The sequence below is a fragment of the Streptomyces sp. NPDC059248 genome, from assembly GCF_042753905.1.
Lineage (GTDB): Bacteria > Actinomycetota > Actinomycetes > Streptomycetales > Streptomycetaceae > Streptomyces.
On sequence record NZ_JBHYZV010000006.1, the window covers coordinates 120963 to 147461 of the forward strand.

General features: G+C 69.5%; 14 protein-coding genes. 8 read left to right on the forward strand and 6 right to left on the reverse strand.

What is annotated here, in order from left to right:
* Position 1: 1 nt before the first annotated feature.
* The gene (locus ACFXG1_RS04625; protein ID WP_384740951.1) at positions 2 to 11527 is read left to right on the forward strand and encodes a hypothetical protein; all 11526 of its coding nucleotides are present in this window, start codon (positions 2 to 4) and stop codon (positions 11525 to 11527) included.
* Positions 11528 to 11563: 36 nt separating this feature from the next.
* Here ACFXG1_RS04625 and ACFXG1_RS04630 read toward each other — a convergent pair whose 3' ends face one another.
* Positions 11564 to 12205 (reverse strand): TetR/AcrR family transcriptional regulator, encoded by a 642-nt coding sequence (locus ACFXG1_RS04630; protein WP_384740954.1) that lies wholly within the window; start codon positions 12203 to 12205, stop codon positions 11564 to 11566.
* A 233-nt stretch (positions 12206 to 12438) separates the two neighbouring features.
* Here ACFXG1_RS04630 and ACFXG1_RS04635 point away from each other — a divergent pair, with 233 nt between their 5' ends.
* The 3 genes from ACFXG1_RS04635 to ACFXG1_RS04645 all read left to right on the forward strand — a co-directional run bounded on the left by ACFXG1_RS04635 (position 12439) and on the right by ACFXG1_RS04645 (position 16441).
* On the forward strand, positions 12439 to 13941 hold the full coding sequence (locus ACFXG1_RS04635) for an APC family permease (RefSeq protein WP_384714875.1): 1503 nt from the start codon (positions 12439 to 12441) through the stop codon (positions 13939 to 13941).
* Positions 13941 to 15041, forward strand: a complete 1101-nt coding sequence (locus tag ACFXG1_RS04640) for an alcohol dehydrogenase catalytic domain-containing protein (protein ID WP_384740957.1) — start codon at positions 13941 to 13943, stop codon at positions 15039 to 15041. Before ACFXG1_RS04635 ends, ACFXG1_RS04640 begins: the two co-directional genes overlap by 1 nt.
* Positions 15042 to 15106: 65 nt before the next feature.
* Entirely contained in the window at positions 15107 to 16441 is a 1335-nt protein-coding gene (locus tag ACFXG1_RS04645; protein WP_384740959.1) for an NAD-dependent succinate-semialdehyde dehydrogenase, read from the forward strand.
* 50 nt (positions 16442 to 16491) lie between these two features.
* On the opposite strand, the gene ACFXG1_RS04650 is transcribed toward ACFXG1_RS04645, so the two are convergent.
* From ACFXG1_RS04650 to ACFXG1_RS04670, 5 genes are all read right to left on the reverse strand, one after another.
* Positions 16492 to 17106 (reverse strand): RBBP9/YdeN family alpha/beta hydrolase, encoded by a 615-nt coding sequence (locus ACFXG1_RS04650; protein WP_384740962.1) that lies wholly within the window; start codon positions 17104 to 17106, stop codon positions 16492 to 16494.
* Positions 17107 to 17113: 7 nt separating this feature from the next.
* Positions 17114 to 18196: a LacI family DNA-binding transcriptional regulator gene (locus tag ACFXG1_RS04655; RefSeq protein WP_384718315.1), complete on the reverse strand. Its 1083-nt coding sequence runs from the start codon at positions 18194 to 18196 to the stop codon at positions 17114 to 17116.
* A 134-nt stretch (positions 18197 to 18330) separates the two neighbouring features.
* A complete protein-coding gene (locus ACFXG1_RS04660; RefSeq protein ID WP_384718313.1) occupies positions 18331 to 18720 on the reverse strand; it encodes a hypothetical protein in 390 nt (129 codons plus the stop codon).
* A 154-nt stretch (positions 18721 to 18874) separates the two neighbouring features.
* Positions 18875 to 20095 (reverse strand): MFS transporter, encoded by a 1221-nt coding sequence (locus ACFXG1_RS04665; protein WP_384718311.1) that lies wholly within the window; start codon positions 20093 to 20095, stop codon positions 18875 to 18877.
* 120 nt (positions 20096 to 20215) lie between these two features.
* Positions 20216 to 21055 (reverse strand): MTAP family purine nucleoside phosphorylase, encoded by an 840-nt coding sequence (locus ACFXG1_RS04670; protein WP_384718309.1) that lies wholly within the window; start codon positions 21053 to 21055, stop codon positions 20216 to 20218.
* 667 nt (positions 21056 to 21722) lie between these two features.
* On the opposite strand from ACFXG1_RS04670, the gene ACFXG1_RS04675 reads away from it, so the two are divergent.
* From ACFXG1_RS04675 to ACFXG1_RS04690, 4 genes are all read left to right on the forward strand, one after another.
* Entirely contained in the window at positions 21723 to 23219 is a 1497-nt protein-coding gene (locus ACFXG1_RS04675; RefSeq protein ID WP_384740966.1) for a cupin domain-containing protein, read from the forward strand.
* Between the two features lie 528 nt (positions 23220 to 23747).
* The gene (locus tag ACFXG1_RS04680) at positions 23748 to 24752 is read left to right on the forward strand and encodes a Gfo/Idh/MocA family protein (protein ID WP_384720021.1); all 1005 of its coding nucleotides are present in this window, start codon (positions 23748 to 23750) and stop codon (positions 24750 to 24752) included.
* A gap of 251 nt (positions 24753 to 25003) precedes the next feature.
* On the forward strand, positions 25004 to 25951 hold the full coding sequence (locus tag ACFXG1_RS04685; protein WP_384720019.1) for an inositol-3-phosphate synthase: 948 nt from the start codon (positions 25004 to 25006) through the stop codon (positions 25949 to 25951).
* Positions 25948 to 26499 (forward strand): DJ-1/PfpI family protein (locus tag ACFXG1_RS04690; RefSeq protein ID WP_384740969.1); only part of this gene is annotated, 552 nt, incomplete at its 3' end. The genes ACFXG1_RS04685 and ACFXG1_RS04690, both read left to right, overlap by 4 nt.

The window sequence follows — 26499 nt, forward strand, 5'->3', positions numbered from 1 at the left end:
CATGTCGATCGAGTTTCCCCCCGAGTGCGCCTGGCTGTTCGCCATTCTGACGGGCGAGGTCCCGCCCGACGGCGACGAGGACAAGATGTTCGCCCTCGCCGAGGTGCACCGCGATCTGCACGGGAAACTGAACGGCGAGTTCCAGGCCCTGGTGGCCGAGGCGCTCGGCTTCACCAAGGACAAGTTCGGCGGGGACGCCGCCACGATGTACCAGGAGGCGATGAAGTCCTTCCTCGGCGGCCAGGAGGGACTGGACTACTTCAAAGCCGTCGGCGACCAGGCACAGCTCATGGCGGATTTCACCCGCAAGAGCGCCACCCAGCTCCAGTACACCAAGTACATGATCATCGCCCAGTTGGTGGCGCTGCTCATCGAGGCCGCGATCGCGGCGGCCACGGCCTTCTTCTTCGGTGCCTCCATCGCCGTCTATCTGCAGAAGATGGCGATCGTCCGGGTGATCCTGAAGTCGTGGATCGGCCGGATGATCGTGACACTGCTGACGCATCAGATCATCAACGTCGGTATGGGCGTGGCCATGGACGCCATGATCCAGTGGGTCCAGCTGAACCAGGGCTCCCGCGACGAATGGGACACCGACCTCACCAAGAACGCCGCCCTGTCGGGCATGGTCCAGGGCATCCTGGCCGGCCCGTTCAACTTCCTGGGCGACCGCTTCGGCAAGCTGATGGCGAAGATGTTCGGACTCGACTCCGGACGCGACCTCGGCAAGCAGATCGACAAGGTCCTGAAGAAGCCGGACGCGGACCCGGACGTACCGCTGCCGAAGGGCAACCGGGACAAGGTCCCGGATCCGAAGCCGGAGGGCTCCGCCCCGCCGCCGAAAGCCCCGGCTCCGAAGCCGGAGACGGAGAGCCCCGCCCCGCCGGGCCGGACGAAGCCCGAGCCGGAAGGGGCCACCCCGCCGCCGGACTCCGGCAAGCCCCGGACGGAGACACCGGAGCCCGAGCCGAAGCCGACGAAGAAGGACCCCGAGCCGGAGAAGGCTTCGCCGCAGCCCTCGACCCCGTTCGCCCGGGACCTGACCGAGGCCTTCGGCAAGCACCTCCCGAAGACCCACGGACCCGCCGGACCCCTGGCGGCCGAGGCGTTCGTCAAGGACGTCGGCGAGGCGTTCCGCAAGCAGTTCGGCGCGAAGGCCGGCGACGACATCGCCCGGGAGGCGGGGGAGAACTGGGCCCGTACGCTCCTGGAGAAGACCGGCACCAGGGGGCTGCCCGACGACCTGGGGGGCGCGCTCAAGCCGATCACGGACAACCTGGGCGGAGACCTCACCAAGGTACTGACCAAGGGTGTCTCCGACGCCTTGGGCGCCGGCATTATGCGGACGATCGTGGAGGGCGCGGGCCGCGGCGTCTTCGAAGGCGCCCATGCCGCCGTCTCCGAGGGCATGTACAACCTGATCTTCTCCGACGAGCACACCTTCACGACGTCCGGGCTCACCTTCGCCTCCGGCATGGTCGAGGGCCGGCTGGGCGCCATGATGGAGGCGGGCGGCGAGAACCTCGCCATGGGGCTGCGCGGAAATCTGGGCATGGAGCCGCCGAGTGGCCCGACCGGCGGTGACATCGGTACGGGGAGTGACGCCGACTCGTCCTCGGCCGCCGTGGGCGCGGATCCCGAGAAGGGCACGGGCAGCCTCACCGAGGAGGTACCGGACTACGGCCTCGACGAGTTCTTCGCCCACGAGGACGACGACCTCGACTATCTGGTGCCCTGGGAAGGCGACTCGTCCACGTCGGAGGGGAACGACGACGGGGACGGGCTTACGGGGCCGGGCGGCCGGGACGGCGAACAGCCGGTGGTCCCCCCGCTCACCATGACCTCCGGCCCGACAGCCACGGCCACGGGTGCCGGTGGCGGCACTTCCACGAGTACGGCGCAGTCTCCCGCCGCCCAGCCCTCCGGCACCGGCGGGCAGCAGCCGAAGTCGCAGACGAACGCGTCCGACACGTCCGGATCGTCCGGCTCATCCTCCTTGGTCTCCTCGTCGTCCTCGTCCTCCTCGAACTCCGGCCCGGGAGAGCCCGGCTCCACCGCGCACAAGCCGGCGGACTTCTCCACCGAAGGCGGTGCCCCCGCCCAGGGCCAGACCCAGACCCAGACCCAGGGCGGAGACCAGGGGAACGAAGAACCGGCGGGGCAGCAGAGCCGACCCGTCACGGAGAGTACGGTTCCGGCGGTCGGCGACCACGAGGGTTCCGCCCCCCGCTCGTCGACCGGCGACGAGAACACGACCGACACACCGATCCCGCCGGTCCCACCGGTCACGAGCTCCGACGGCACGACCGTCCCCGCGGCGAACTCCCCGGGCGATACGGCCCCGGTGGAAGCCCGCCCGGTACCGGATACGGCATCCGACGACAGCGCCCGCGACCACGACAGCGCCCGCGACCGCACCCGCGCCGAGGAATCCGTACAGGCCCCGATGGTCTCGACACCCTCGCCCGACGCGGAACAGCAGACGTCGTCCGACCGGCGGTCCCGTGTCGCCCCCGACGAAACGCCGCTCTTCCCCCCGAGCCTCAGTCCCCTGACGGACGGTTCCGGCCTGGGGTCGGGCGCGCACCGGGCCCAAGGGGTGATGCGTCCGGCGGAGTTCGAGCAGAGGACCACGACGTCCGATTCGGGCCCCCGCGAGATCCCCCGCTCCGTCGTGCGGCCCGGCGAGGGGATGATGACGGCGAGGGAGTTCGAGCAGCAGACCCCCTCGTCCCGTTTCGTGGGGCGCTCGAAATCCGAGATCAACGCGGTGGACAAGGCCCTCGCCGGGTACCACAGGCTGCCGGGTGACGCCGATCCGTCGGACCGTGCCTATGAACTCGGCAATGTCGTCAAGGCGTGCGACACCTATCTCCAGCACAAGGGGAGCGGGGGAGGCTCGCGCGTCGACGGTGTCAAGGAGCTGAGGGAGCGGGCGAGCGTCGGCCAGGTGGAGGCGTTCCTCCGGCGCGTCCACGAGCTGCCACCCAACCGCCCGGCCGAACGGCGCACAGCCCTCGAACAGCTCGTCACCATGGCCGACAAGTACCTCAAGGACAAGGGGGACGGCGGAGGTCCGCATGTCGCGGACGTCGGGCGGCTGCGTGAGCAGGCGAACATCGCGGTGGTGGACACCGCCGTCGGAGCGCTCCACGGACTGCCGGACGGCGCCGGGCCGATGGACCGGCTGGCAGCCCTCAGGACCGTGGCCGAGGCGTCCGACAAGTATTTTGAGAACAACGGTGACCGTGGGGGCCCGCGCGCCGACGTCGTCCGCGAAGTAGGCGAACAGGCGCGTACGGAGGGGAGCCGGCTGGGCGAGGAGACGTTCCGGGAGCGTCTGGGGGAACTCGACACCCTGGTGAACGAGGGACGGCTCCACGAGGCCCCGACACTGCCCGGCGACGCTCAGAAGGCCGCCCTGGCGATCCGGGCGGACCGGTTCCAATCGATCATGGGTGAACTCGTCCAGAAGCTCTTCGCACTCCGCGCGGACACCACCCTGCCCGAGGTGACCGGAGACGTCATCGGGGAGTTGATGAACATCGAACGCCTGGTGACCGTGATGCAGTACGGCAAGGGCGGAATGAAGCTCACCTCCGCCACCGACGCCGCGCCGGCCTTCACGTTCAATGTCGACGCCCAGGCCAGAAGCGGTACGTCGTTCCTCCTGGGGCATATCGCCCATGAGCTGACGCATGTCGCGGCCCACCAGGCGTTCGGCAGCAGCCCGGTGATGGAGCTGGCCCCCACGGGCACCACGGTGGAGGGAATCAGGCAACTGGCGAAGGAGCGCCGCGAGGTGCTCGCCGACCTGAAGAAGGACCTGGACGGGAGCACGGAGTTCGGGGGTCCCGGCGATGTCCGGCGGCTGCTGCTGGACGAGAAGCTCGGCTACGGGAAGCAGAAGGGAAAGCTCGGGCAGTACGCGCAGGCCTTCTGGAGCGCGAAGACGAAGAAGGACGCCGAGGCGGCGGAGGCCACCGCGGCCGGGCGGTCCCCGGAGCCCGGCCCCCGACAGCTCACCGAGCAGGAGAGGGACCGCCTGCTGGCATGGGACAAGGCGGCCGATGAGGGGTCCGGCACGCTGGTCGAGTACGACACCGTCCTCAACCAGATGCTGGTCTATCTCCACCAGTGGGACATCTCCGAGGACAATCCCTTCTACGTACGGCTGAAGGAGGCCGCCGAGGTCGCGTACGACCGCCGTGAGGCCGCCCGCCAGGACGCCGCCGGAACCGCGACCGGGCCGGTCGCCTCGCCGGTCCCCACCACCTCGGGGCAGCCGCCCGCCACCCCGACGACCACCCTCCAGACCTCCCAGGCCCCGGCGGGCTCCACCACTGCCCCCACCCGTCCCGCGCCCGGGGCGACCTCTCCGCGCCCGCCCCGGGTGATGGTCCGACCCGCCGGAGCACTGCCCGGGTCCCAGGACGCGTCCGCGTTCGACGGCGCGGCATGGGCCGCCGTGCATACGGAGCGGTTCGACCCGAAGCTGGGCCAGAGCGACCGCCGGCCGGGTCTGCTCAACGGGTCGACGACACTGATCCGCAATCATGTACGCCGCGAACACTCCCCGGACGGCGGTACCGTCCGCCACTTCGTGATCACCTTGCCCGTCCGACCGGTCGGCGGCCTCGGCGACGGGGATGTGCGGCAGCTCGAAACGCGGCTCCAGCGGACCTTGGACGAGACGCTCAACAGCGGCTACGACCTCCCCAGGTCCGGTGACCGGCTCCGGGTCACCGTCGAGCTGGAGCCCGACGCCACGCACGGTGAGGCCGTCACCCTGACCCGGGACCGGGAACCTGGCCGTGCCGACCAGCTCCACTGGGACCTGGCGCACGGCGACGGCACGCTCGTCCATGAACTCCTGCACTACCTCGGGCTCCCCGACGAGTACCTGGACACCACCGACGGCAGGAAGACCGACGACACCCATGTCTTCCGGAGCGACAGCCGGCTCACCGGTGTCCGGACCACCGGCCCGATGGTCGGGGCCGAACGAAGCGACCTCGACACGCTGCCCCTCGATCACCTCCAGAGGATCGAAGACGTCAGCGACACCGTGAACATCCCCTCGCACACCCGGGGACCCTCCACGTCCGAGCTGCCGACCCTGTCCACGGACACCACCGGCACCACCAACACCACCGGCACCACCGAATCGCCTGGCAGCAACGACACCACCGAATCCCGTCTCGCCCCGGACGCCGATCCGGCCCACCCGCCGAGCGGCAGCCCCCCGCAGCGGCCCCCGATGCCGAGCACGGAGGAGTTCGAACGGAACACCACACCGTCCGGTACGGGCCCGGGGGCGGCATCCGCCTCCGCGCCGCCGAACGGCCGCGAGGTGATGAGCTTCCCCGAGTTCGACAAGGAGACCACGTCGGGGCGGCGCTCCAACTCCACGATCGGCGATGTGGACCACGCCCTCCGGGCCTTCCACGACCTGCCGGCCGACACCGGGCCGGGCGATCGGATCGCCGCCCTCGGCCGCGTCGTCCTGGAGTGCGACAAATACCTCGCACACAAGGGAGACAAGGACGGTTCGCGCGTCGATGGGGTCAGGAAGCTCGGTGAGCAGGCGAACATCGGCAGGGTCGACATCGCCCTGAAGGAGTACCACCGGGTCCCGGCGGACCGGGACGGCGCCCGGCTGCTCGCTCTCAAGGACGTCGTCAGGGCGAGTGAGCAGTACCTCTCCAACCCGCACCGCCGGGGGACCCGGGACGGGGCCGTCCAACTGCTCATCCAGCGGGCGACGGACATCCGATCGGGTCTCGACTCCGGGAAGGTCTTCCGGGATCTCCTCGTCGAAGTCGACGGCACGATGCGCCGGGGGGAGAACCCGGATATGGACAAGCGCCTGATCAACGACGAGATGCGGGACGCCGCCAGGGCCATGGCGCCCGCCGATTTCCATCGCATGATGGACGATCTCGTCCAGGATCTGAACACGCTCCGCGACGACTCCGCGCTCCCCGCCGTGACCGGCGCCGTCATCGGGGAACTGATGGAGGTGAAAGACCTGGTGACCGTCATGAGGCCCACGATCGCCAAGCCCGGGATGGCCCTCACCCCGGACCCCGACGGGAATGTGGCGTACACGTTCTATGTCGACACACAGTCCCGGGGCGGCTCCTCCTTCCTGCTGGGGCATATCGCCCACGAGCTGACGCATGTGGCGGCCCACCGGGCGTTCCGCAGCAGCCCGGCGATGGAGCTGGTGCCGGCCGGGACGGAGAACGCCGAGGTCGCCGGCTTGGCGGCGGAGCGGGGGAAGGTGATCAACCGTCTGAAGGAGCTGGCGGACGACCAGGCGTTCGACGCCTTCCAGCGGAGCCTGCTCAAGGAGAAGCTCGACTACGGCGTCAAGCCGGGCGCACTGGAGAAGTACGCGGAGGCCCTCTTCGGCGCGAAGCCGCCGAGGATCACCTCCGAGCAGCGGGACACGCTGAGGGGCTGGGGCGCGGCGGCCGGGGACGCGTCCAGCACCTTGGTCGAGTACGACACGGTGCTCAACCAGATGCTGGTCTATCTGCATCTGTGGGGGACCCCGCCGAACAACCCCTTCTATACGTATCTCCAGCAGGCGGCCGAGACGGCGTACGGGCGCCGGGAGAGCGCTCGTACGGATACGACCCCCTCCGCCAGGCGCGACCGCCTGCCGGCCTCCGGCGAGACCCCGGTCAACCCGACGAGCGCCAGTCCGCCGAAGGGCGACCCCGGGGCCGGTGCCGGCCCGCGCCGGACCGACGGTGCGTCCTCCGCTTCCACGGCCGCGAACAGCGCCGGGACGATGAGCGCGCGGGAGTTCGAGCGGAGGACCACGTCCGGTGTGACGTCGCTGCGTTCCCGGTCCGGGATCAGCGGGGTGGACACCGCCCTCCGGGCCTTCCACCGGTTGCCGGACGACTCCGCGCCCATCGAACGGCTCTTCGCCCTCAACGACATCGTCACGGCGTGCAAGAAGTACGTCGAGCACAAGGGGGACGAGAGAGGGGCGCGGGTCGAGGGAGCCGAGGAGCTCGGCAACCAGATACGCGCGGAGCGGAGTCCGCTGGGTGAGACGATCTTCCGGAACCATCTGGCCGAGATCGACCGCCTGATGGCCGAGGGGCGACAGCACGAGGGCCCCATGCTGCCCGACGAGGCCCGCAGGGCCTCGCAAGTCGTCCTGCCCGAGCAGTTCCAGACGATGATCGGTGACTTCGTCGACGAACTCTTCGCGCTGCGCGACGACCCGTCGCTGCCGCCCGTGACCCGCCGCGTCATCGACGAGCTGACGGACGTACGGCACCTGGTGACCGTGATGCGCTACCCCATGGGCCACGCGGGGATGACGCTGACCCCGGGCCCCGACGGGGCGCCCGCGTTCACCTTCAACGTCGACACCCAGCCCCGGGGCGGCACGTCCTTCCTGCTGGGGCATATCGCCCATGAGCTGACGCATGTCGCGGCCCACCAGGCGTTCGGCAGCAGCGCCGTGATGGAGCTGATGCCGCCGCGAACGGGTGGCGCGGAGGTCGGCGCGCTGGCCAGGGATCGCGCGAAGGTGATCGAGGAACTGCTGGCCCTGGCCGACGACGGTTCGTTCGACGACTTCCAGCGGAGCCTGCTGGCGGAGAAGCTGGACTACGGCAAGGACAAGGGGAAGCTGAAGCAGTACGCGGGCCTCTTCCACCGTCACAACAAGATCGAAGCCGCCGACCGGGACCGTCTGTTCTCCTGGGACGAGGCGGCCGGAGACGCGTCCGGCACGCTGGTCGAGTACGACACGGTGCTCAACCAGATGCTGGTCTATCTGCATATGTGGGGGACCCCCTCGGACAATCCCTTCTACGCGCGGCTGCGGGACGAGGCCGAGGCGGCGTTCGCCCGCCGGGACGCCGCCCGTACCGGTGAACGCGCCCCGGAGAGCACCGGCCCGTCCACCGCACCGATCCCGACCACCTCGGAACCCTCGCCCTCCGACGCCCCGGCGCACGCTCCGAGCGCCGCCCCTCCCAAGAGCGACCCCCACCCGGGAACGGGATCCGCCTCCGCCGCCTGGAACTCCGACGGAATCATGAGCCCGGACGAGTTCAAGGCGAAGACCCCGTCGTCCGTCCTGACGGGCCGCGCGAACTCCGGGATCGCCGGGGTGGACCAGGCCCTCAGAACCCTGCGCGACCTGCCGTCCGACACCGGCCCGGCGGGGCGGCTGCGTGCCTTCGTCGACACGATCAAGGTGTGTGACGACTACATCGAGCACAAGGGCGGGAAGGGAGGCCGGGTCGAAGGCGTCAGAGCGCTCAGGGAGCAGATCAAGGCGGGGATGGGGCGGCTGGACCCCGAGACGCGCTTCCGCGGTCTGCTGGGCGAGATCGACCGGGTGATGCGGTCGGTCGAGAACCCGGGCAGCAAGCACCCGTGGATGGCCGGCGATGTCCAGCACGCCGCCCAGGCGCTCGCGCCCGAGCGGTTCCACGACGTGATGGACGAATACGTCGACCAGTTGGGGGCGCTTCGGGACAACGCGTCGCTGCCGCCTGTGACGCGCCGCGCCATCGGGGAGGTGATGGACGTACGGCACCTGGTGTCCAGGATGCAGTACCCGCAGGCCAGGTCGGGAATGACCTTGACCCCCGGCCCCGACGGAGCTCCGGCGTTCACCTTCAACGTCGACACACAGGCCCGGGGCGGCTCCTCCTTCCTGCTGGGGCATATCGCCCATGAACTGACCCATGTGGCGGCTCATCAGGCCTTCGGCAGCAGCGCGGTGATGGAGCTGGCACCCTCCCGGGCCACCGATCAGCAGATCCGGGAGCTGGCGGCGGAGCGCAAGCGGACACTCGAAGGGCTGAAGCGCACACTGCGCGGAGACCGGGCGTTCGGGGATCTCCAGCACTCCCTGCTGGACGAGAAGCTGGATTACGGCAGCCAGCCGCACAAGCTCGCGGTGTACGCGGGCGGCTTCCTGAAGGCGAACAAGATCAGCGCCGAGGAGAAGCAGCGCCTGGTGACCTGGGACGGCCTGGCCGGTGAGGCGTCCGGCGCGCTGGTCGAGTACGACACGGTCCTCAACCAGATGCTGGTCTATCTCCATCTGTGGGGGACCCCGCCGAACAACCCGTTCTACGAGCAGCTCCGGCAGGCGGCCGAGACGGCGTTCGACCGCCGTGAGGACGCCCGCCGGGCCGCCCCGGACGCCCCCGCCGTGCCGGACGCGTCATCGTCCTCCGTCCCGACCGTCTCACCACCGTCCCAGGCCCCGGCCCCGCCCGGCGCGCAGTCCCGCCCGGGCCCTCCGGCCGTCGCCGCTGCTGACCCGGGTCCGTCGACGGCGCGGCCCGTCGCCACCTCCTCCGGCACTCCCCGGCCCGCCGAAAGCGACCGCGCCGCACTCGCCTACCAACTCCTCAACCGGATCCCACCCGCCCCGCCCGCACCACCGACCCCGCCAGCCCCGCCGGTCATCGATCCCGCGCGGGACACCACGGCCACGCCCCCGCGGACGACCGGGGGCCGCCCCCCTCGGGCCGAGGCTCCCCGGGCCGCGGCCGAGCGGGTCGCACGGCTCGTCACACCACGCGAACTGGCCGCGGCCGGCGACGCCGAAGGCCCGTGGGCCAGGGTCCGCACCGAACGGTTCGACCCGGTCCTGGGCCAGCGCGACCGCCGTCCCGGACTGCTCAACGGGTCGGCGACGCTGATCCGCCACGAGGTGCGCCGCGAGGACCTCCAGGACGGCCGAGTCGTACGGCACTTCCGGCTGACCCTGCCCGTCAGGCCGGCCGGTGACCTCGACGCCTCCGCCGTGGAGAGCCTGGAGACCCGTTTGCAGAACATCTTGGACACCACGGTGAACAGCGGTTACAAGCTTCCCCGCTCCGGCGACCAGCTCCGAGTCACCCTCGATTTCCGGCGTCCCGAGCCCGGCGACGGTGAAGCGGTCACCCTGACGCGGACCGCGCGGCCGGGCCGCGCCGACCAGCTCCACTGGGACGTCGGACACGACGACGGCACGCTCGTCCATGAACTCCTCCACTACCTGGGCCTTCCCGACGAGTACCTGGACACCACCGACGGCGGGAAGACCGACGCCACCCATGTCTTCCGCAGCGACAGCCGGCTGGGCGGCGTCCAAGAAACCGGTCTGATGGCCACCGCCGCACGGCGCGACCTCGACGCGCTGCCCGCCGACTACCTCGGGCGGATCGAGGACGTCAGCGACACCGTGAACATCCCCACGAACACCCGGGGGCACATCCCGCCCGCGGTGCCGACCCGGTCCACCGACAGCACGCCCGGCACCGGAAGCACCGACAGCCGGCCGGTCCACCCGCCGAGCGCGAGCCCGCAGCAGAACCAGGGCGGTGCCGGCGGTCCCGGGGAAGGGCCCGGGCCCCGCCGGGTCATGGCCTTGGACGATTTCAAGACCCTCACGCGCGCCTCGATGCTCAGCGGGCGGCGGGAGAACTCCGAGATCGCCAAGGTGGATACGGCCCTTGAGACGTACCACCGGATTCCGGACGGCCGCCAGGGCGCGCGCATGCTCGCCCTCATGGACATCGTCAGGAGCTGCGACGACTACCTCTCGCACAAGAACGACAAGGGGGAGCGCGTCGAGGGCGTCAAGCAGCTCGGCCGGGAGGCGGCGGCGGCTCGGGGACAGCTGGACTCCGAGGCGGTCTTCCGGGATCTGCTGGCCGAGATCGACGACACGATGAGCAGGGGACTGAACCCCTACTTCGACATCCGCAACCCCGCCGGGGCGGCGCAGACAGCGGCCCGGATCATTCCGCAGCCCCGGTTCGACGCGATGATCCGCGACCTCACGCGGAAGCTGGACACGCTGGGCGACGACTACGGGCCGCTGCCCGACGTGACCGGCGCCGTCGTCGCGGAACTCATGGCCGTGAAAGACCTGGTGACCGTGATCCAGCCCCCGGTGGCCACCTCGGGAATGACGCTCACCTCGCGCGGCGACGCTCCTCCGGCGTTCACCTTCAATGTGGACACCCAGGTCAGGGGCGGTACCTCGTTCCTATTGGGGCATATCGCCCATGAGCTGACCCATGTGGCGGCCCACCAGGCGTTCCGCAGCAGCTCCGTAATGGAGCTGGTGCCGTCGGGAACGTCGAACGCGGAGGTCACGGCCCTGGCCGCGGAGCGCGGTCGGGCACTTGCCGACCTGGCGGCGCTGACCGGCGGTTTCGGCGATTTCCAGCGCAGTCTGCTGGAGGAGAAGCTGGTCTACGGCGCCCAGCCGCAGAAACTGGAGGGGTACGCGGACCGGCTCTTCAGGGCGAACATGATCTCGTCCGAGCAGCGGGACCGGCTGGTCGGCTGGGGCGAGGCGGCCGGGAACGCGTCCGGCACCCTGGTCGAGTACGACACCGTCCTCAACCAGATGCTGGTCTACCTGCACATCTGGGGGACCCCTCAGGACAACCCGTTCTATGTGCGGCTGCGGCAAGCGGCCCAGGCGGCCCTCGACCGCCGGAACGCGGCCCGGCAGGCCCCGGCTCCGGCGGAGTAGCGCCGACCGCGGAACACACGGGCGGCGCCGGCCCTCTCAGGAAGCCGCCAGAGCGGCGGGCGCCAGTCCGAGCTCCCGCTCCGCGACCGTACGGGCCAGGTCGGCGATCGGGTCCGTACGGTCGCCGGCGCTGGTGTTGATGTAGGCGCTGCTTCCGTCGATCGCGACGAGGATGTGCACGGCCGCGGCCCACGGGTCGGCGCAGCGGAAGAGTCCCGCGCCCGTGCCCGCCGCGATGAGCTGTTCGATACGGCGGCACCAGAGCCGCTCCTGTTCGACGACGTGGTCGCGGAGCACGGGTCGGTAGCGCGACAGATGCCGTGCGTTCAGCCAGAGCTTGCTGACATTGTCGAACTCGGTGCTCGCGATGAGGACGAAGAAGCGCCGCAGCGTGCTCAGCGGGGTCTCGTGCCCGGGGCCCGCGGGTTCGTCCGGGATGAGGCCGTCGAGTTCGGCCCCGGTGGCGCTGGTGAACGCCTCCGCCACCAGGGTGTCGGCGGCGGGAAAGTAATGGCTGACCAGTCCGGGCTGGACGCCCAGCTCGTCGGCGACCCGCCGCAGCGTGACGCACTCCAGTCCTTCGGCGAGTCCCACCTGCGCGGCGGCGCGGACGATCTCCCGGCGGCGCTCGGTGGGTGCCTTGCGGCGGGTTCGTGTGCCGGAATCCCTTGACGTCATGGAGCGAATGCTATTGAGTGAGTGACCAATCAGCAATTGGCCAGGTGACCAATAGTGATGGGATCGCCGAAACCCGCAGCACAAAACGGCATCCCACCCCGATATCGGCGGAGCGATCCCCCCGCTCCCGCGCGAACCGGCACCTGGGGCGCACCGTGCCGACCCCCTATCCCGCGGCACGGAAACGGCCCGCCCGCGCGGCCCGGCGCCCAGCACCTGTACAGGAGACCACCGTGCACGACACTCGCACCGATACCGGCGAACTCGCCGAGTACGGCTACCAGCAAGAGCTGAAACGGACCCTGTCCGCCTGGGCCGTGTTCGCGATCGGATTCGCGACGATCTCGCCCGTCGTCGGGGTGTACGCCGTCGTCCAGCTGGGCTTCGTCTTCGCGGGCCCCGCGTGGATCTGGGCGGTCGTCGTCGCCTTCGCCGGCCAGCTGACGGTCGCCCTGGTCTATGCCGAGCTGTCGTCCCAGTTCCCGATCACGGGCGGGGTCTACCAGTGGGTGCGCCGACTGGGCGGGCCACGGCTGGGCTGGCTGGTCGGCTGGATCTATCTGGCCTCCGCCGTGGCGTCCCTGACCACCGTGGCCTACCTGGGCGCCGCCTGGCTGCACATGCTCTTCAGCGACGGCGCCCCGTCGAGCGCCACCCATGTGCTCCTGGGCGTGGTCTTCGTCGCGGTGGCACTCGGGATCAACCTCCTCGGCGTCAACCCGGTGAAGCACTTCCTCAACGCCGGCATCATCGCCGAGGGTGTCGCCTCGATCGCGGTGAGTGTCTTCCTGCTGGTCTTCGCGCACAACAACGGCTTCGGGATCCTCTTCGAGACCCTCGGGGCGGAGTCGGCCTCCGGCGGCTCCACCCTGGCGGGCTTCCTGACCGCTCTCGCCGTCGCGGGCTGGGCGTTCCTGGGCTTCGACGCGACCACGCAGGTGGCCGAGGAGACCGAGCAGCCGCGGCGCAACGTCCCCAGGGCGCTTCTGCGCGCCTATCTCTTCGTCGCCCTCACGGTCCTGCTGACCGGGCTCGCCGTGACCCTCGCGCTGCGCGACCCCGGGGACGCCGTCTCCGGAGCCCTCGCCGACCCGGTCTTCACCGCCGTCACCGAGGGGCTCGGCGCCTGGAGCGAGAAGCCCTTCATCCTCCTCGTCCTGATCGCGTTCATCGCCTGCGCCATCTCGATCCAGACGTATATCGGCCGCGCAGTCTTCTCCTTCGCCCGCGACCGCCAGCTGCCCTTCTCCGCGAAGCTGGCCACCGTCGGGCCGCGCCAGATCCCCTACGTCTCGCTCATCGCGACGGCCGTGCTCGCCAGCCTCGGACTGCTGCTGGGCCTGAACGGCAACGCCGCCGCGACCCTGATCGCGTTCGGCTCCGGCGGCTTCTACTTCATCTTCCTCAGCGTCGCGGTCGTGGCGCTCGTCGCCCGGCTGACCGGCCGCTGGAACCCCGCCGATGGACGGCTCCGGCTGGGCCGGGCCGGCCTGGTGATCAACATCGTCGCCGTGGTGTGGCTGCTCTTCGAGGCCGTCAACATCGCCTGGCCCCGGGGCGAGCTGGCCCCGGCCGACGGCAGCTGGGTCCAGGTCTGGGCCGTGATCCTGGTCTTCTCCGCCCTCTTCGTCGCCGGGCTGATCTACATCGTGATCGCCAAGCCCCACACCAAGCTCCCCGCCGGCGCGGCCTCCCGGCCCGCCACCCCCTCCCCGGATCAAGTGAAGGCGTCCTGATGCCGTCGAAACTCTCCCCCGCCATCGTCTTCGACCCCACCGGGGGACTGGGCTCGCGTGAGGTGTCCATCCGGTCCGCCGGTCCCGGCGAGGTCGAGATCGAGGTACGCGCGGCCGGCGTGTGCCACTCCGACCTGCATGTCGTGACGGGCGACTGGCCCAGCGACCGCCCTCTCGTCCTCGGACACGAAGCGGCCGGAGTGGTGACCGCGGCCGGGGCCGGGGTCACCTCGGTGAAGCCCGGCGACCATGTGGTCCTGTCCTGGTTCGCACCGTGCCGCCGCTGCCGCAGATGCGTCGAAGGAACGGCGTGGCTGTGCACCGGCACCAAGGCCGTCGCCAATACGCTCCCCGACGGCACCACCGCCTTCGCGGACGACCGGGGCGAGCCGGTCTGGCCGTACCTCGGTCTCGGTGCCTTCACCGAGCGGCTGATCGTGCCGGAAGTGGCCGCGGTGAAGGTCCCGGACGAGCTGCCCTTCGGTATCGGCGCCCTCCTCGGCTGCTCCGTCACGACCGGCGTCGGCGCCGTCGTGAACACCGCGGGCGTCCGCCCGGGCGAGTCCGCCGTGGTCATCGGCACCGGTGGAGTCGGACTCTCCGTCGTGATGGGTCTCCGTCTGATCGGCGCGGACCCCATCATCGCCGTCGACCTCTCGGCCGAGCGCCTCGCCGCCGCACGGCGCTTCGGTGCCACCCACGTCCTCGACGGCGCCGAAACCGATGTGGCCGACTGGTGCCGGCGGGAGCTGGGCGGGGTGGACTACGCCTTCGAGGCGATCGGAAGCCCCAAGGTCATCGGCACGCTCCCCGCCATGCTCACCTCGGGCGGGGCGGCGGTTCTGGTGGGTATGGCGGCGACCGGCGCGACCGCCACGTTCGACCCCTTCGACCTCGCCGACCAGGGCAAGCGGATCCTCGGCTGCAACTACGGCTCCAGCATCGGGGAGATCGACATCCCGAAACTGGCCCGCCTCTACCTGGCGGGCCAACTGCCCCTCGACGACCTCGTGGGCCGTACCCGGCCCCTGCACGAGGCGGCGGCGGCCTTCGACGACCTCCGGTCGAATACCGGAGTCCGTACGATTCTCGAACCGTGAACCACTCCATCGCCCGGCCCGGAAGCCACGAAGGGCCGCCGCCCCCACCACGTCCAGGAGACCTGATGTACGCCGTCACCGACCCGACCACCGGCAAGGTCACCGCGACCTATCGGACCGCCACGGACGCCGAGGTCACGGCGGCCGTCGACGCCGCCCACACGGCCACCGCCTGGGGACGCGCCGGCTCCGTGGCCGAGCGCGCCGCACTGCTGCGACGCCTCGGCGACCTGCACACCGAGCGCCGCGCCGAGCTGGCCGCGAGCATCGTCTCGGAGATGGGCAAGCCGCTCCCGGAGGCCGAGGGCGAGATCGACTTCTGTACCGACATCTACCACTACTACGCCGACCACGCCGAGGGGTTCCTCGCCGACGAACCGCTCGACGTCCTCTCAGGACCCGGCACGGCCGTCCTCCGGCGCACCCCGGTGGGCGTACTCCTCGGGATCATGCCGTGGAACTTCCCGGCCTACCAGGTCGCCCGCTTCGCCGCCCCGAACCTGGCGATCGGCAACACCATCGTGCTCAAGCACGCGCCCCAGTGCCCGGCCACCGCGGCCCTGCTGGAGAAGCTGTTCGCCGAGGCGGGCTTCCCCGCCGGGGCCTACGTCAATGTGTACGCCACCAATGAGCAGATCGCCGACGTCATCGCCGACCCCCGGGTCCAGGGCGTCTCGCTCACCGGATCCGAACGCGCGGGCGCGGCCGTCGCCGAGATCGCCGGACGGCACCTCAAGAAGGTCGTCCTCGAACTCGGCGGCTCCGACCCGTTCATCGTCCTGTCCACCGACGATCTCGACACCGTCGTCGACGCCGCCGTCGCCGCCCGCCTCGACAACACCGGACAGGCGTGCAACGCCGCCAAGCGCTTCGTGGTCCTCGACCACCTCCACGAAGCGTTCGTCGAGCGGTTCACCGCCCGCCTGCTCGCGGGCGAGTCCGGCGCCCCGCTGTCGTCGGCCGCCGCGGCCGAGAACCTGGGTCGCCAGGTCGACGCGGCCGTGGCCCGGGGCGCCACCCTGCACAGCACCGGGACACGCCACGGCGCCTACTTCCCGGCCGGCGTCCTGACCGGCCTCACCACCGAACACCCCGCGGCCCGGGAGGAGTTGTTCGGACCGGTGGCCATGGTCTTCGCCGCCACCGACGAGGACGACGCCGTACGGATCGCGAACGACACCCCCTACGGCCTGGGCTCCTACGTCTTCACCACCGACCCGGCACAGGCCGAACGGGTCGCCGACCGCATCGAGGCCGGCATGGTCTTCGTCAACGGCGTCGGCGCCGAGGGAGCCGAACTCCCCTTCGGCGGCGTCAAGCGCTCCGGCTTCGGACGCGAACTCGGACGGCCGGGAATCGAGGAGTTCGTCAACAAGAAGCTCATCCGTACCATCGTCTGACGGCGCCCGGAGAGGCCCGGAAGGGATGTGAGCCGTATCCGGGCCGGCTGTCAGGAGGGCGCGCCGGGCCTGGCCACCAGGCGTACCGAGGGATCCAGGCACCAGTCGAGGACCGACGGCCAGACGCCGTAGCCCGCCACCAGGTCCAGATGCCCTGCCCCGGGGACGATATCCGTGTCGATGCCGAGCGGCACCCCGTACTGCCGGTCGGCGCCGCCCGGGCAGTACGGGTCGTCGTCCCCGGCGACCAGCCTCGTCCCGCCGGGGGCCGCGGCGGCCAGCTCCGCCGCGGTGGGGGAGGGCTGTCCGAATCCCCTGACCTCCTCGATCCCGGCCACCACGTCGAGCGACGGCGGCGCGACCAGCAGGACCCGGTCCGCCTCGGCCCCGCCACGGGCGACCGCGTGCAGCCACAGGAGTACGGAGAGGCTGTGCCCGATGACCACCCGCTCGGCGACTGCCGCGGACCGCTGCTCGGCCAGATGGCCGGAGAGCCGGTCGACCCAGGTGTCCAGGTCCGGCTCGTCGGGGTCCGGGAGCTGCGGATAGATCACCTGATGGCCGAGGGCCGCCAGCTCACCGGCCAGCCAGCGGTGCCAGTGGCCTTCGGGACGGCGGTTCTGCCAGCCGTGCAGGAGGAGGAAGGAACGCGGTTCGAAGCGCATGGCGTGATCATCCGCCGGGGAGGGGCCGCGGGTCCAGGGGCATGGGGTGGAGTAGCGCGGACGCGGGTGGCGGGGCGGTGGAGCCGCGGGTGAGGAGTTCGACGGGGAGTGTGGTGGGTGTCGTGGGCGGGTGACCGTCGAGGATGTCGATGAGGGTGTGCATGCCGGCGGCGCCGAATTCTTCGGCGGGCAGTCGTATGGTGGTGAGTTCGGGTTCGACGGCCGTGGCCAGGGCGAGGTCGTCGAAGCCGGTGACGGAGACGTCCTCGGGGATGCGCAGGCCGAGGCGGCGGGCGGCCTTGCAGGCGCCGGCGGCGAGGAGATCGTTGTCGCAGACGAGGGCGGTGGGGCGGGGGGCCGAGATGGTCAGCGCCGCGTGCGCGGCATGCAGTCCGGCGTCCACGCTGAGGGGTGCCGTCTCGGTACGGAGTGTCGTGCCCGGCACGGCTCGTACGGTCTCCGCCAGTGCTTCGGCGCGAAGGCGGAAGGTCCAGGAGTCGACGGCGGCGGCAAGGTGGGTGAGCCGGCGGTGGCCGAGGCCGAGCAGATGGTGGGCGGTGAGACGGGCTCCCTGGGCGATGTCGAGGTTGACGGTGGCGACGGCGGGGGTGTCGTCGGGGTCGTTGTCGAGCATGACGAGGGGGAGGCCTTCGCCGTGGATGGCGCTGAGCGCATGGGTGGCCATGGAGGAGGCGATGACGCCGTCGAGGGCGGTGTGGGCGGAGTCGAAGGGGTCGGCGGTGGGTCCGATGCCTTCGGGCGAGGGATAGAGGAGGAGCCCGAAGCCGTTGGTGGCGGCGATGCGGGCGGCGCCGGTGTAGACGCGGGCGAAGAATTCGGTGGTGAGAGCGGGGACGATGAGGAGGGCCGTGCGGGTGCGGCCGAGGCGGAGGCTGCGGGCGGCGTGGTTGGGGCGGTAGCCGAGTTCGCGTGCCGCGGTGCGGACGGCGTCGGCTTTGGCCCGGGAGACCCGGCCGCGCCATTTGTCGCAGAGGACGAGGGAGACGGTGGCTTGTGAGACGCCGGTGGCGCGCGCGACATCCCTACTGGTGACGCGTGAGGCGTCGGTTCCGGCCGTGGCTCGCGCCATCACTGTGAGACTTCCCTTTCTGCGGCGGCGCCCCTGTGGTCCCCCGAGGGGCCGGGGCCGGCGGCCGTGCGACACGGCTGCCGGCCGGAACTCCAGTTCCGGCCGATGGCCGATTCGGTACGGGGCGTCGGGCATCAGTCGTCGGACAACCACTGCCGCAGCAAGGCCGCCTTTCCCGGCCGCCCCAGCAGGACGTAGGCCCGCTCCCACACCACCGGATCGGCCAGCGGCAATTCCCTCCACACCCCGGTGACCCGGGTAGGCAACGGCACGACTTCGTCGGCGGTCCGCACGGCGAACCCCACCAGCAGGTCGACCGAATGGTCCCCGCCGTCGATGACGAACCGTCGTCGTGTCCCGTACAGCCGATCGCCGCCGGTCCTGTCCGTGAACCCGAACCCGCCCTCGACCAGCGCCTGGTGCACCGCGTCGCCCGGAGAGTCGACGGTCAGGTCCCAGTCGTTCGCCTGGTCTGCGAGCCCGAGTGCGACGAGCAGACCGGATCCGCCGAGAGCGGGCTCCATGCCATGCGCCCGCAGATTCCGGACAACACTTTTCACAACGTTGAAAGGTGGGGTTCGCATCCGGGCAGCCTAACCAAAGCCCCGAGATCTTCAGTGGCCGTCCGGTTCATGCCTTGCAGATGGTGGGGCGGTTGGCACATCGAGGGGTTGTCGTTCAGAGGTTGAGCGAGACATCGGGTTGTGTCCCGCCGGCCGTGGCCGCGCGCTCGCGGCGGGCCGCGAGGACGCAGAGCACCAGGCCGACAAGACAGAGCACGGCGTTGGCGACGGAGAAGTAGCCGAAGGCCGCCGCCAGACCGGTGTACGGAATGACCGCGCCGATGCCCAGACTGGCGGCGGTTGTGCCGAAGTAGCACAGGATGAAGAAGATCGATACGGCCGCGCCCCTGGTTGCCGCGGGCTGGTTGACAGCGATGATCTGGGTGGCGCCCTGCAGGGCGAGCCCTTGACCGATGCCGATGAGAATGCTGGCGAACACAATGACGCCTATATTGGCGAAGACCGCCGTTACGCTCAGGGCCAAGGAACCCACAAGCAGCCAGGCGAGCCCGGCACCGGTGACGGTGATGTCACTGCGTTTGATACGCAGGGCGCCGAAAACGGCCGAGAAGACAAAGCACATCGAGACGACCACGCCTTCGACCAAGCCGTTCTCCACCTTGATGACGCGATGGATGACGACCGTGCCGAGCGCGGCCAGCAGACCGCCGGCGACGAACGCGCCGAACCCCGCGAGGACCGCGCCCGGTGATGCCAGGCCCTTGAACAGACCGGCCAGCACCGCGCCCGGCCTGGCCGGCTGTCGCTCGGCTCGCTCGCTCCCTCGCGTGCGCATGAACGGCATAACGGCCAGCGTCACAACGATCTGGACGGCCCAGACCAGCCGGCCGTCCCAGGGGGCTATCTGCAGCAGCAGGCCGCTCCAGGCCGGTCCCGCGGCCAGCCCGATCGCATTGGCCGATGTCGTGGCGCGACCTACCAGCTTGCTGGACTGGGAGAGATCCAACTGCGCCAGGACAATCGGCACGACACCGGTGAACACCCCCAGCACAATGCCTTGGAGGAGGTGCCCGACGTAGAGCTCCCACGGTGCTTGGGCTATCAGGAAGAGGACGTCCGCGACGATGGAAAGCCCACACGCCCACACCAGCACCAGACGGTATCCGGCTATCAGGGGAATCAGTGCCAGACCGACCATGACGCCTGCGACGTAGGCCGCGAAAAGGAGGCTGACGGTCGTGGAGTCGATACCCATCGTCGACTGGTAGAGCGGATAGAGCGGCGCGGGTAAACCGCTGGGCATGTGCAGGAGAGCCAGTCCTCCTGCGAGTAACAGGGCGGCCCGCAGTGCCCTCTTCTCCTCGACCGAAGTCACGCCTCAAGTCCTCATAATTCGCTGATCATACGGTTGACGATTGACCGTCGGGGACCGTTGTCCGCCTCGATGATTTCGCGCCGAGGGAAAGGCGAGGCCATCCCCCGGCCGCTCCCACTCTTATCGCTCGTCGAGTTCGGGCTGCCCGTGCTCGTGCGGGTTGAGCCAACTCCGGTCGAGCGCGCTCCGGCAGCCGCATTCGCTGTCTTCGGTCAGCGCGGCGACAGTCTTGCGTACCGCCCTCTCGACCCGGTCGATATTCCCGTTGAAGGACTCGACTACATCCTGATGCCGGACCGGGGCGTCTCCACTCTCCGGCGCCAAGTCTTCGGAGATGACACCGTAGTCGGTGCAGAAGGAAAGGTTTGCGTAACATACCTCTAGTTCGCGGGCTACGCTCGCCTCGGTCGACTGGGTCATGTTGATGACGTCAACCCCCCAGGAATTATAGAGGCGGCTTTCGGCCTTCGTCTGGAACCGCGGTCCGTTGATGATCAGCGCGGTCGCCGTGGGATGCACGATCTCGGACGTGTCGGCCAGAGCGTCGATCGCCAAGGACCGCAGCCGGCCGCAGTACGGCTCCGCCAGGTCGGCGTGGGCGCCGTTGGGGCGGTCGAAGGTCGTCCAGTGTCGGCCCCAGGTCAGGTCGATGAACTGGTCGATCAGCAGAAAGTGGCCCTTGGACACCTTCGCGGAGAGGCTGCCCACGACGTTGAAACCAAGGATCTGTCGCGCACCCAGCTTCTTGAGCGCCGCCACATTGGCCGTATACGGCACACGATGCGGGGAGTACTGATGATTCCGTCCGTGGCGCGGTATGAAACCGATTCGCTTACCTTCCCAAGTAGCCAGCGTCACTGGCGCACTTGGGTCACCGTACGGCGTTTTTACAACCTCCTCCCCGGAGCTTTCGAAGAATTTATAGAAACCGGTACCACCGATAATGCCCAGATCGATCACAGTCGACTCCCAAATGGAAGGGGTATTGGGATTGCGGTGCAGCGGAGTCCGCGCGGTCTCACCCGGGCCGGACATCAACGACGCCAATGTCACCTGGGCTCAGGCGAACTCGTATCGTAGGCGACGGCAACTATATGTTCAACGGTGCGTTAAAGATGATCTTGGATTGGGAAACTCCGAGGAATGGCTTGTGGCCGATTTCATTGGGCCGACCCTCTTGCGGCGACGGGGTCATCGACGGCCGTGACCTGTGTAAACAGCCCGGCCCTGTTGGTGTGGCTGTTCTGCCGTGGATAGCGATGGCGAGATTGCGACGGTCATGCGGGCGGGCGAAACAGCGAGCTATTCCGGTGTCGAACGGGTGGCTACGGCACTCACTCCGGGGACATAGCCCCTGGGAACAGATGCAGACAACCGTAGTGTTGTCGGTCAGCGCGAAATCGATTCGTGGAAGCCACCCCGCCGGTCGGCGCGCGCGGCGGCTCCCGTCGGCCGCGGTGCGGGACGAGCCGCGGGATCCGCGCGGCGACGGAGTCTTGTGGCGACTCGTGCCCCCAAGAGCCCGACTCGTCGTCGGCACCGGGCTCCGGAGACGGCGGTACGGGCGGCGTACCGGTATCCACGGCGGTGTGCGAGCATCGACGCCTTGTCCGGTGGCCTCCACACCATGAGGAGAGCGAACGTGCCGATGGACTTCACCGATCACGTCCACTGGTTATCGAATGCGATGCCGGTCACCGAGCGGTTCGTCAAGGAACTCGACGGTCGGTCGTATCCGCTCCGGAGGTTCTGTTATCGCGGGCATCTGACCGCGAATGCGGTACCCGTCCTCGACTGGCTGGCCGGCACCGGGGTCGACCTGGAGGTCTCCAGCTGCGATGAGAACACCGCCGATCCCCGGGTGGTGCGCCGGCTGCGGGACGCCGGCGTGAGTGTGTCGACCGGCGCCGACTCCTTGGAACGATTGGTGCGTTGGCGCCCGGAGCTGGTCTTCGACACCGGCGGCGACCTCACCAAGGCTCTCATCGAGAGCGGCCGTCCGCCACTGGCCGCGGTGGAATCGACGAGCACCGGCCTGTGGCAACTGGGCCGGTTGGCCGAGCTTCCCATGCCGGTGCTGGAGTGGGCCCGCGTACCGCTGAAGGAGAAGGTCGAGCACCGGTTCCATGTCGCCGCCGGGGTGTGGTCGGCCATCACCTGGCTGACCGGGCTCTCCCTTGAGGGCCGACGCGTGCTGGTGGTGGGCTACGGCGAGGTGGGCAAGGGAGTCGCGGACCGGGCCCGACGGCTCGGCGCCCTGGTCACCGTCGCCGAGCCCGACCCGTCCCGGGCGCTGGACGCGCGGCTGCGGGGACACGAGACGGTGTCCTCCGCATCGGCAGCCGCGCACACCGCCGAGATCGTCGTCACAGCCACAGGGCGACCGGGTGCCGTCCACGCGGCCTGCCTTGACCGGCTGCCCGACGGCGCGATGCTGGCGAACGCCGGACACTCGCCGCGGGAGATCGACCTCGGCCACCTGGAGCGCACGGGTCCCGGCCGCACGGTGCGGCCCGGCGTCGTCGAGTACCGAATCGCCGACCGTGCCGTGTTCGTGCTGGGCGGCGCGAGCCCGGTCAATCTGGCCGCGGGCAACACCTTCGGCGACGATCTGTGGGACCTGTTCGCCGGCATCACCGTGTTGACCTGCGCCTGGCTCGTGAGCGGCGACTGGTCCGCGGCGGCGCCCGGGATACACCCGGTACCGGCGCACCTGCAGCGCCGCATCGCCGAGTCGTATCTGACGCCGCCGAAGCGTTCCGCGCATCTCGGTCTGATAGAGGAGCGGGAACCCGAGTCCCCCGACGGCCATGTACTGCAAGAACTGGTCGGTCCGCACTGCCGCGCCTACCAGCAGAACCACTCCGTCGCCTGCTCGACACTGGCGCCCGGCGCAGTGATAGCCGTCCACCACCACGAGCGGATCGAGGAGACCTACACCGTGCTTTCCGGGGCAGTGACCGTATCGCTCGACGGCGTCGAGCACGTCGTCCCCTCCGGCGGCCTGGTCGCCATCCCGCCCCGCGTGCGGCACGGTGTGGTCGCCGGGGACGAGGGGGCTCGGCTGCTCGCGGTCTCCACTCCGCCCTGGCAGGCGGACGACCACCACGAAGCGCCGCACTGATGAGGTGACGTGCCGGGGCGGCCGGAGACCGGGTGACGGCCACCCGTTGCCGGGCCGGCTTTATCCGGTAGGGCTATGCGCCGCGGCCCGTGGGAGCCGGGCGCATCAGGGCGTAGGAATTCGGCCATGGCAAGTCGACTCCTTCAGCGGGTTTTCCGCCAGTGCACCGGTTGAATTCCGTCATGCGATGGCGGAGTTGAGGAGTCGGACAACGAGTTCGAGCACGCCGCGGAGTGGTCCCGAGGTGATTGGGGCGATACGTGCCCGTCCGAAACCGGCAACGTGCCTACTGGCCCGTTAACTACCATCGTCAAAGGTCGTTTGCCGGAAGACCTGACTGGGCAGGTATCGCTTCGTGATCAGCTGACCTGCGACTGTTGGTGGTTGCGCCGCATGTGTGACCCACCTACTGTGTGCGGAAGCGTTTCAAGGTCAACGATCTTGCGCTTTGGTGATCATCTGAACCGAAGAGCATCAGAAACTGCTCCATATGTCCCGTGACGACTTTTCACGAGAGAAGGGAGTGCTGTGCGTTTCGCAGTCGTGGGAACCGGGTTCGGCGAACAGCACGTCGACTGGCTCACCAGCATGCCGGGCGTAACGGTCGAGGCTCTGTGCTACCGAAATGATCGATTACGGGCGACCCGTATAGCGAAACGATTCAGCATTCCGATCATCGAATCGGACCCTTTCTCGGTCATACGTAGCGGTCGCGTCGATGCGGTGGCCGTGGTGACGCCTCCGGAGACACACGAGGAGTTACTCAAGGCGGCCATCGACGCCGGTCTGACCGTGGTATCCGACAAACCGCTCGCGGTGGACGGTGATGCGGCCAACCGCCTCGCGCGCCAAGCCGAGGAACGGGGCTCGGCGGCATTCGTCACCTTCCAGTGGCGTGCGAACCAGGCTCTGCGCGAAGTGGCCCGGATGCGCCGGGACGGCTTCTTCGGCCGCATCCTCCAGGGTGACCTCACTTTCCATCACGACTTCCTGAGCGGCCCCGAGACGCAGTGGCCCTGGCGTCACACACGGCAATCCGCGGGCGCCGGTACTCTGGCTGACCAGGGAGTCCATCTGTTCGACCTGCTCCGCTGGCTGACCGGGGACGAGTGGGCGGTGGACCACGTCCGGTCATCCGTGGCGTTCGCACAGCGCCTGCACCACACCGGCACCATTGCCGCGGAAACCGAGGACCTGGCCGACGTTCTGCTCTCTTCGGCCTCCGGAATCCCGGCGCGCGTGTTCACTTCCCGGGTTTCCGCACACCGGCAGCTTCGGGTGGAACTGAACGGCACCCAGGGCGGCGTCATCGCCGTTCTCGATCCCGACGACGGATCAGGCCGGCTGCACATCCATCAGCGTGGCGCCGCGAGCCAGGTCAAAGAGTTCCCCGCCGACGCGATGAACATCTATCAGCTGTGTCTCTCCACAGAGAGTTCACTCACCGAAGCCCCGACCTTCGTGGACGGTGCCCGGTCCCAGAGTCTACTGGACGAGGCCATGCGGAAAATACGTACGACCTCGCGCACCTAACAGGAGAACTCTTCCTGTCGCTCCGCCGCAGAAAACTCCGCGGACATGTGCGTCAACCGCACCACACCCCCTAACATCAACTGATCGGTGGTCAAGTAATGGCTGAGGACATCAGGCTTGCCGTTGCCGGGGTCGGTAACAATATCTCCGCGCTCTTCCAGGGTGCGGAGATGTATAAAAAGTTAGCCGGTCAGGGCGTCAGCGCTAGCGACTTCCCGGGAATCAAGCGGCCCATCATCGGTGGCATCGCGGTGAGCGATATATCCTTTGTCGCGGCCTTCGACATCCACCCCAACAAGAAGGGGCGTCCGTTCACCGAGGCGGTTCTCGCCGAGCCCAACAACTACCCCAGGCTGGATGTCGAGCTGCCGCAGGTGCCGGTAACCGTGCAGCCCGGATTGGCCCGCGAGGAGGACACGGAGCCGTCGTCGGAGGCATTCCGCGCAGTCGTGGACCAGCTGCGGGAGAGCGGCGCCGAAGTACTGCTCTATTCGCTGCCGACCGGACTGCAGCGGACCGCGGAGGCCTATGCCCGTGCGGCCCTGGAGGCCGGTGTCGCCTTCGTCAACTGCACGCCGGAGGTGGTCGCACGGTCCCCCGAGATTCTGACCGCGTACGAGGACGCCAAGGTCACGCTCGTCGGTGACGACCTGGCCAGCCACCTCGGCACGTCCGTGGTGCACCGCGCGCTGCTCGGTCTGCTCAGCGAGCGCGGCCTGACGCTCTCCAGTTCGTACCAGCTGAATCTCGGCGGCAACGAGGATTTCCGCAATCTGCGGGAGCACGGGGCCAGCAAGCAGCAGTCGAAGCTCAACGCCTTGGCGCAGGAGGGTGTGGACACCTCCAACGTCGAGGTCATCCCGTCGGCCGGCTTCATACCGCACCTGGGTGACAACAAGGTCGCCATGCTGAACATCGAGGGCCTCGGCTGGGCCGGAACCCCGGTCTCGCTCGACCTGAAGCTGAAGGTCCAGGACTCCAGCAACGCGGCCGGAGTGATCATCGACCTGATCCGGATCGCCGCCGCCAGCGCCCGGCTGAATCGCGCGGGCTTCCCGGCGGCGGCGGTCCCCGTCCTGAAGTCACCCGTCGGCGGGCACCCCAAGTACAGCGCCGCGGACATCGAGGAGGGCTTCCGCCAGCTGGACCGCCTCGAAGCGGACAAGCAGGACGAGATTCCGGAGGCGTCGTCTCGATGACCCGCACGCCTCCTGTCCCGATCACCGGCACGGTGATCGCCGTAGTCGCCTACCCCGGGGTGGATGAACTCGATCTCTTCGGCGCCTACGCCGTTCTGGCCAAGGCCGGATCCATCGCGGAAGAGATGGGCGCACCGCCCGTCTCGGTGGCGATCGCCGCCGAGACCCCCGAGGTACGCGGATCCGCCGGTGTGACGTTCCGGGCGCAGGAGGACCTGTCGGCAGTGGAGCGTGCGGAGGCGGTCGTCGTTCCCGGCGGCCGCGGCGCCGCTGCCGCCGCGGGCGAACCACGGCTGTGCCGGGCCCTGCACCGGGCCGACGGCCACAGCGCCCGCCTGTACGCCGCCTGTTCCGGCGCCCTTGTCCTCGCGGGCGCCGGTCTGGCGAGGGGCCGTACGCTCGCGATCCATTCGGCGAAGCGGACGGACCTGGAGACACGGGGGGTGGGCCGGGGGGCGGCACGCGAAGGCCCCGGCCGCCGGCGCCGGGCGGAGGGCGGGCGGGGGGATTTTCAACAAACACAACCCACGACCACAACGGAGGAGCAG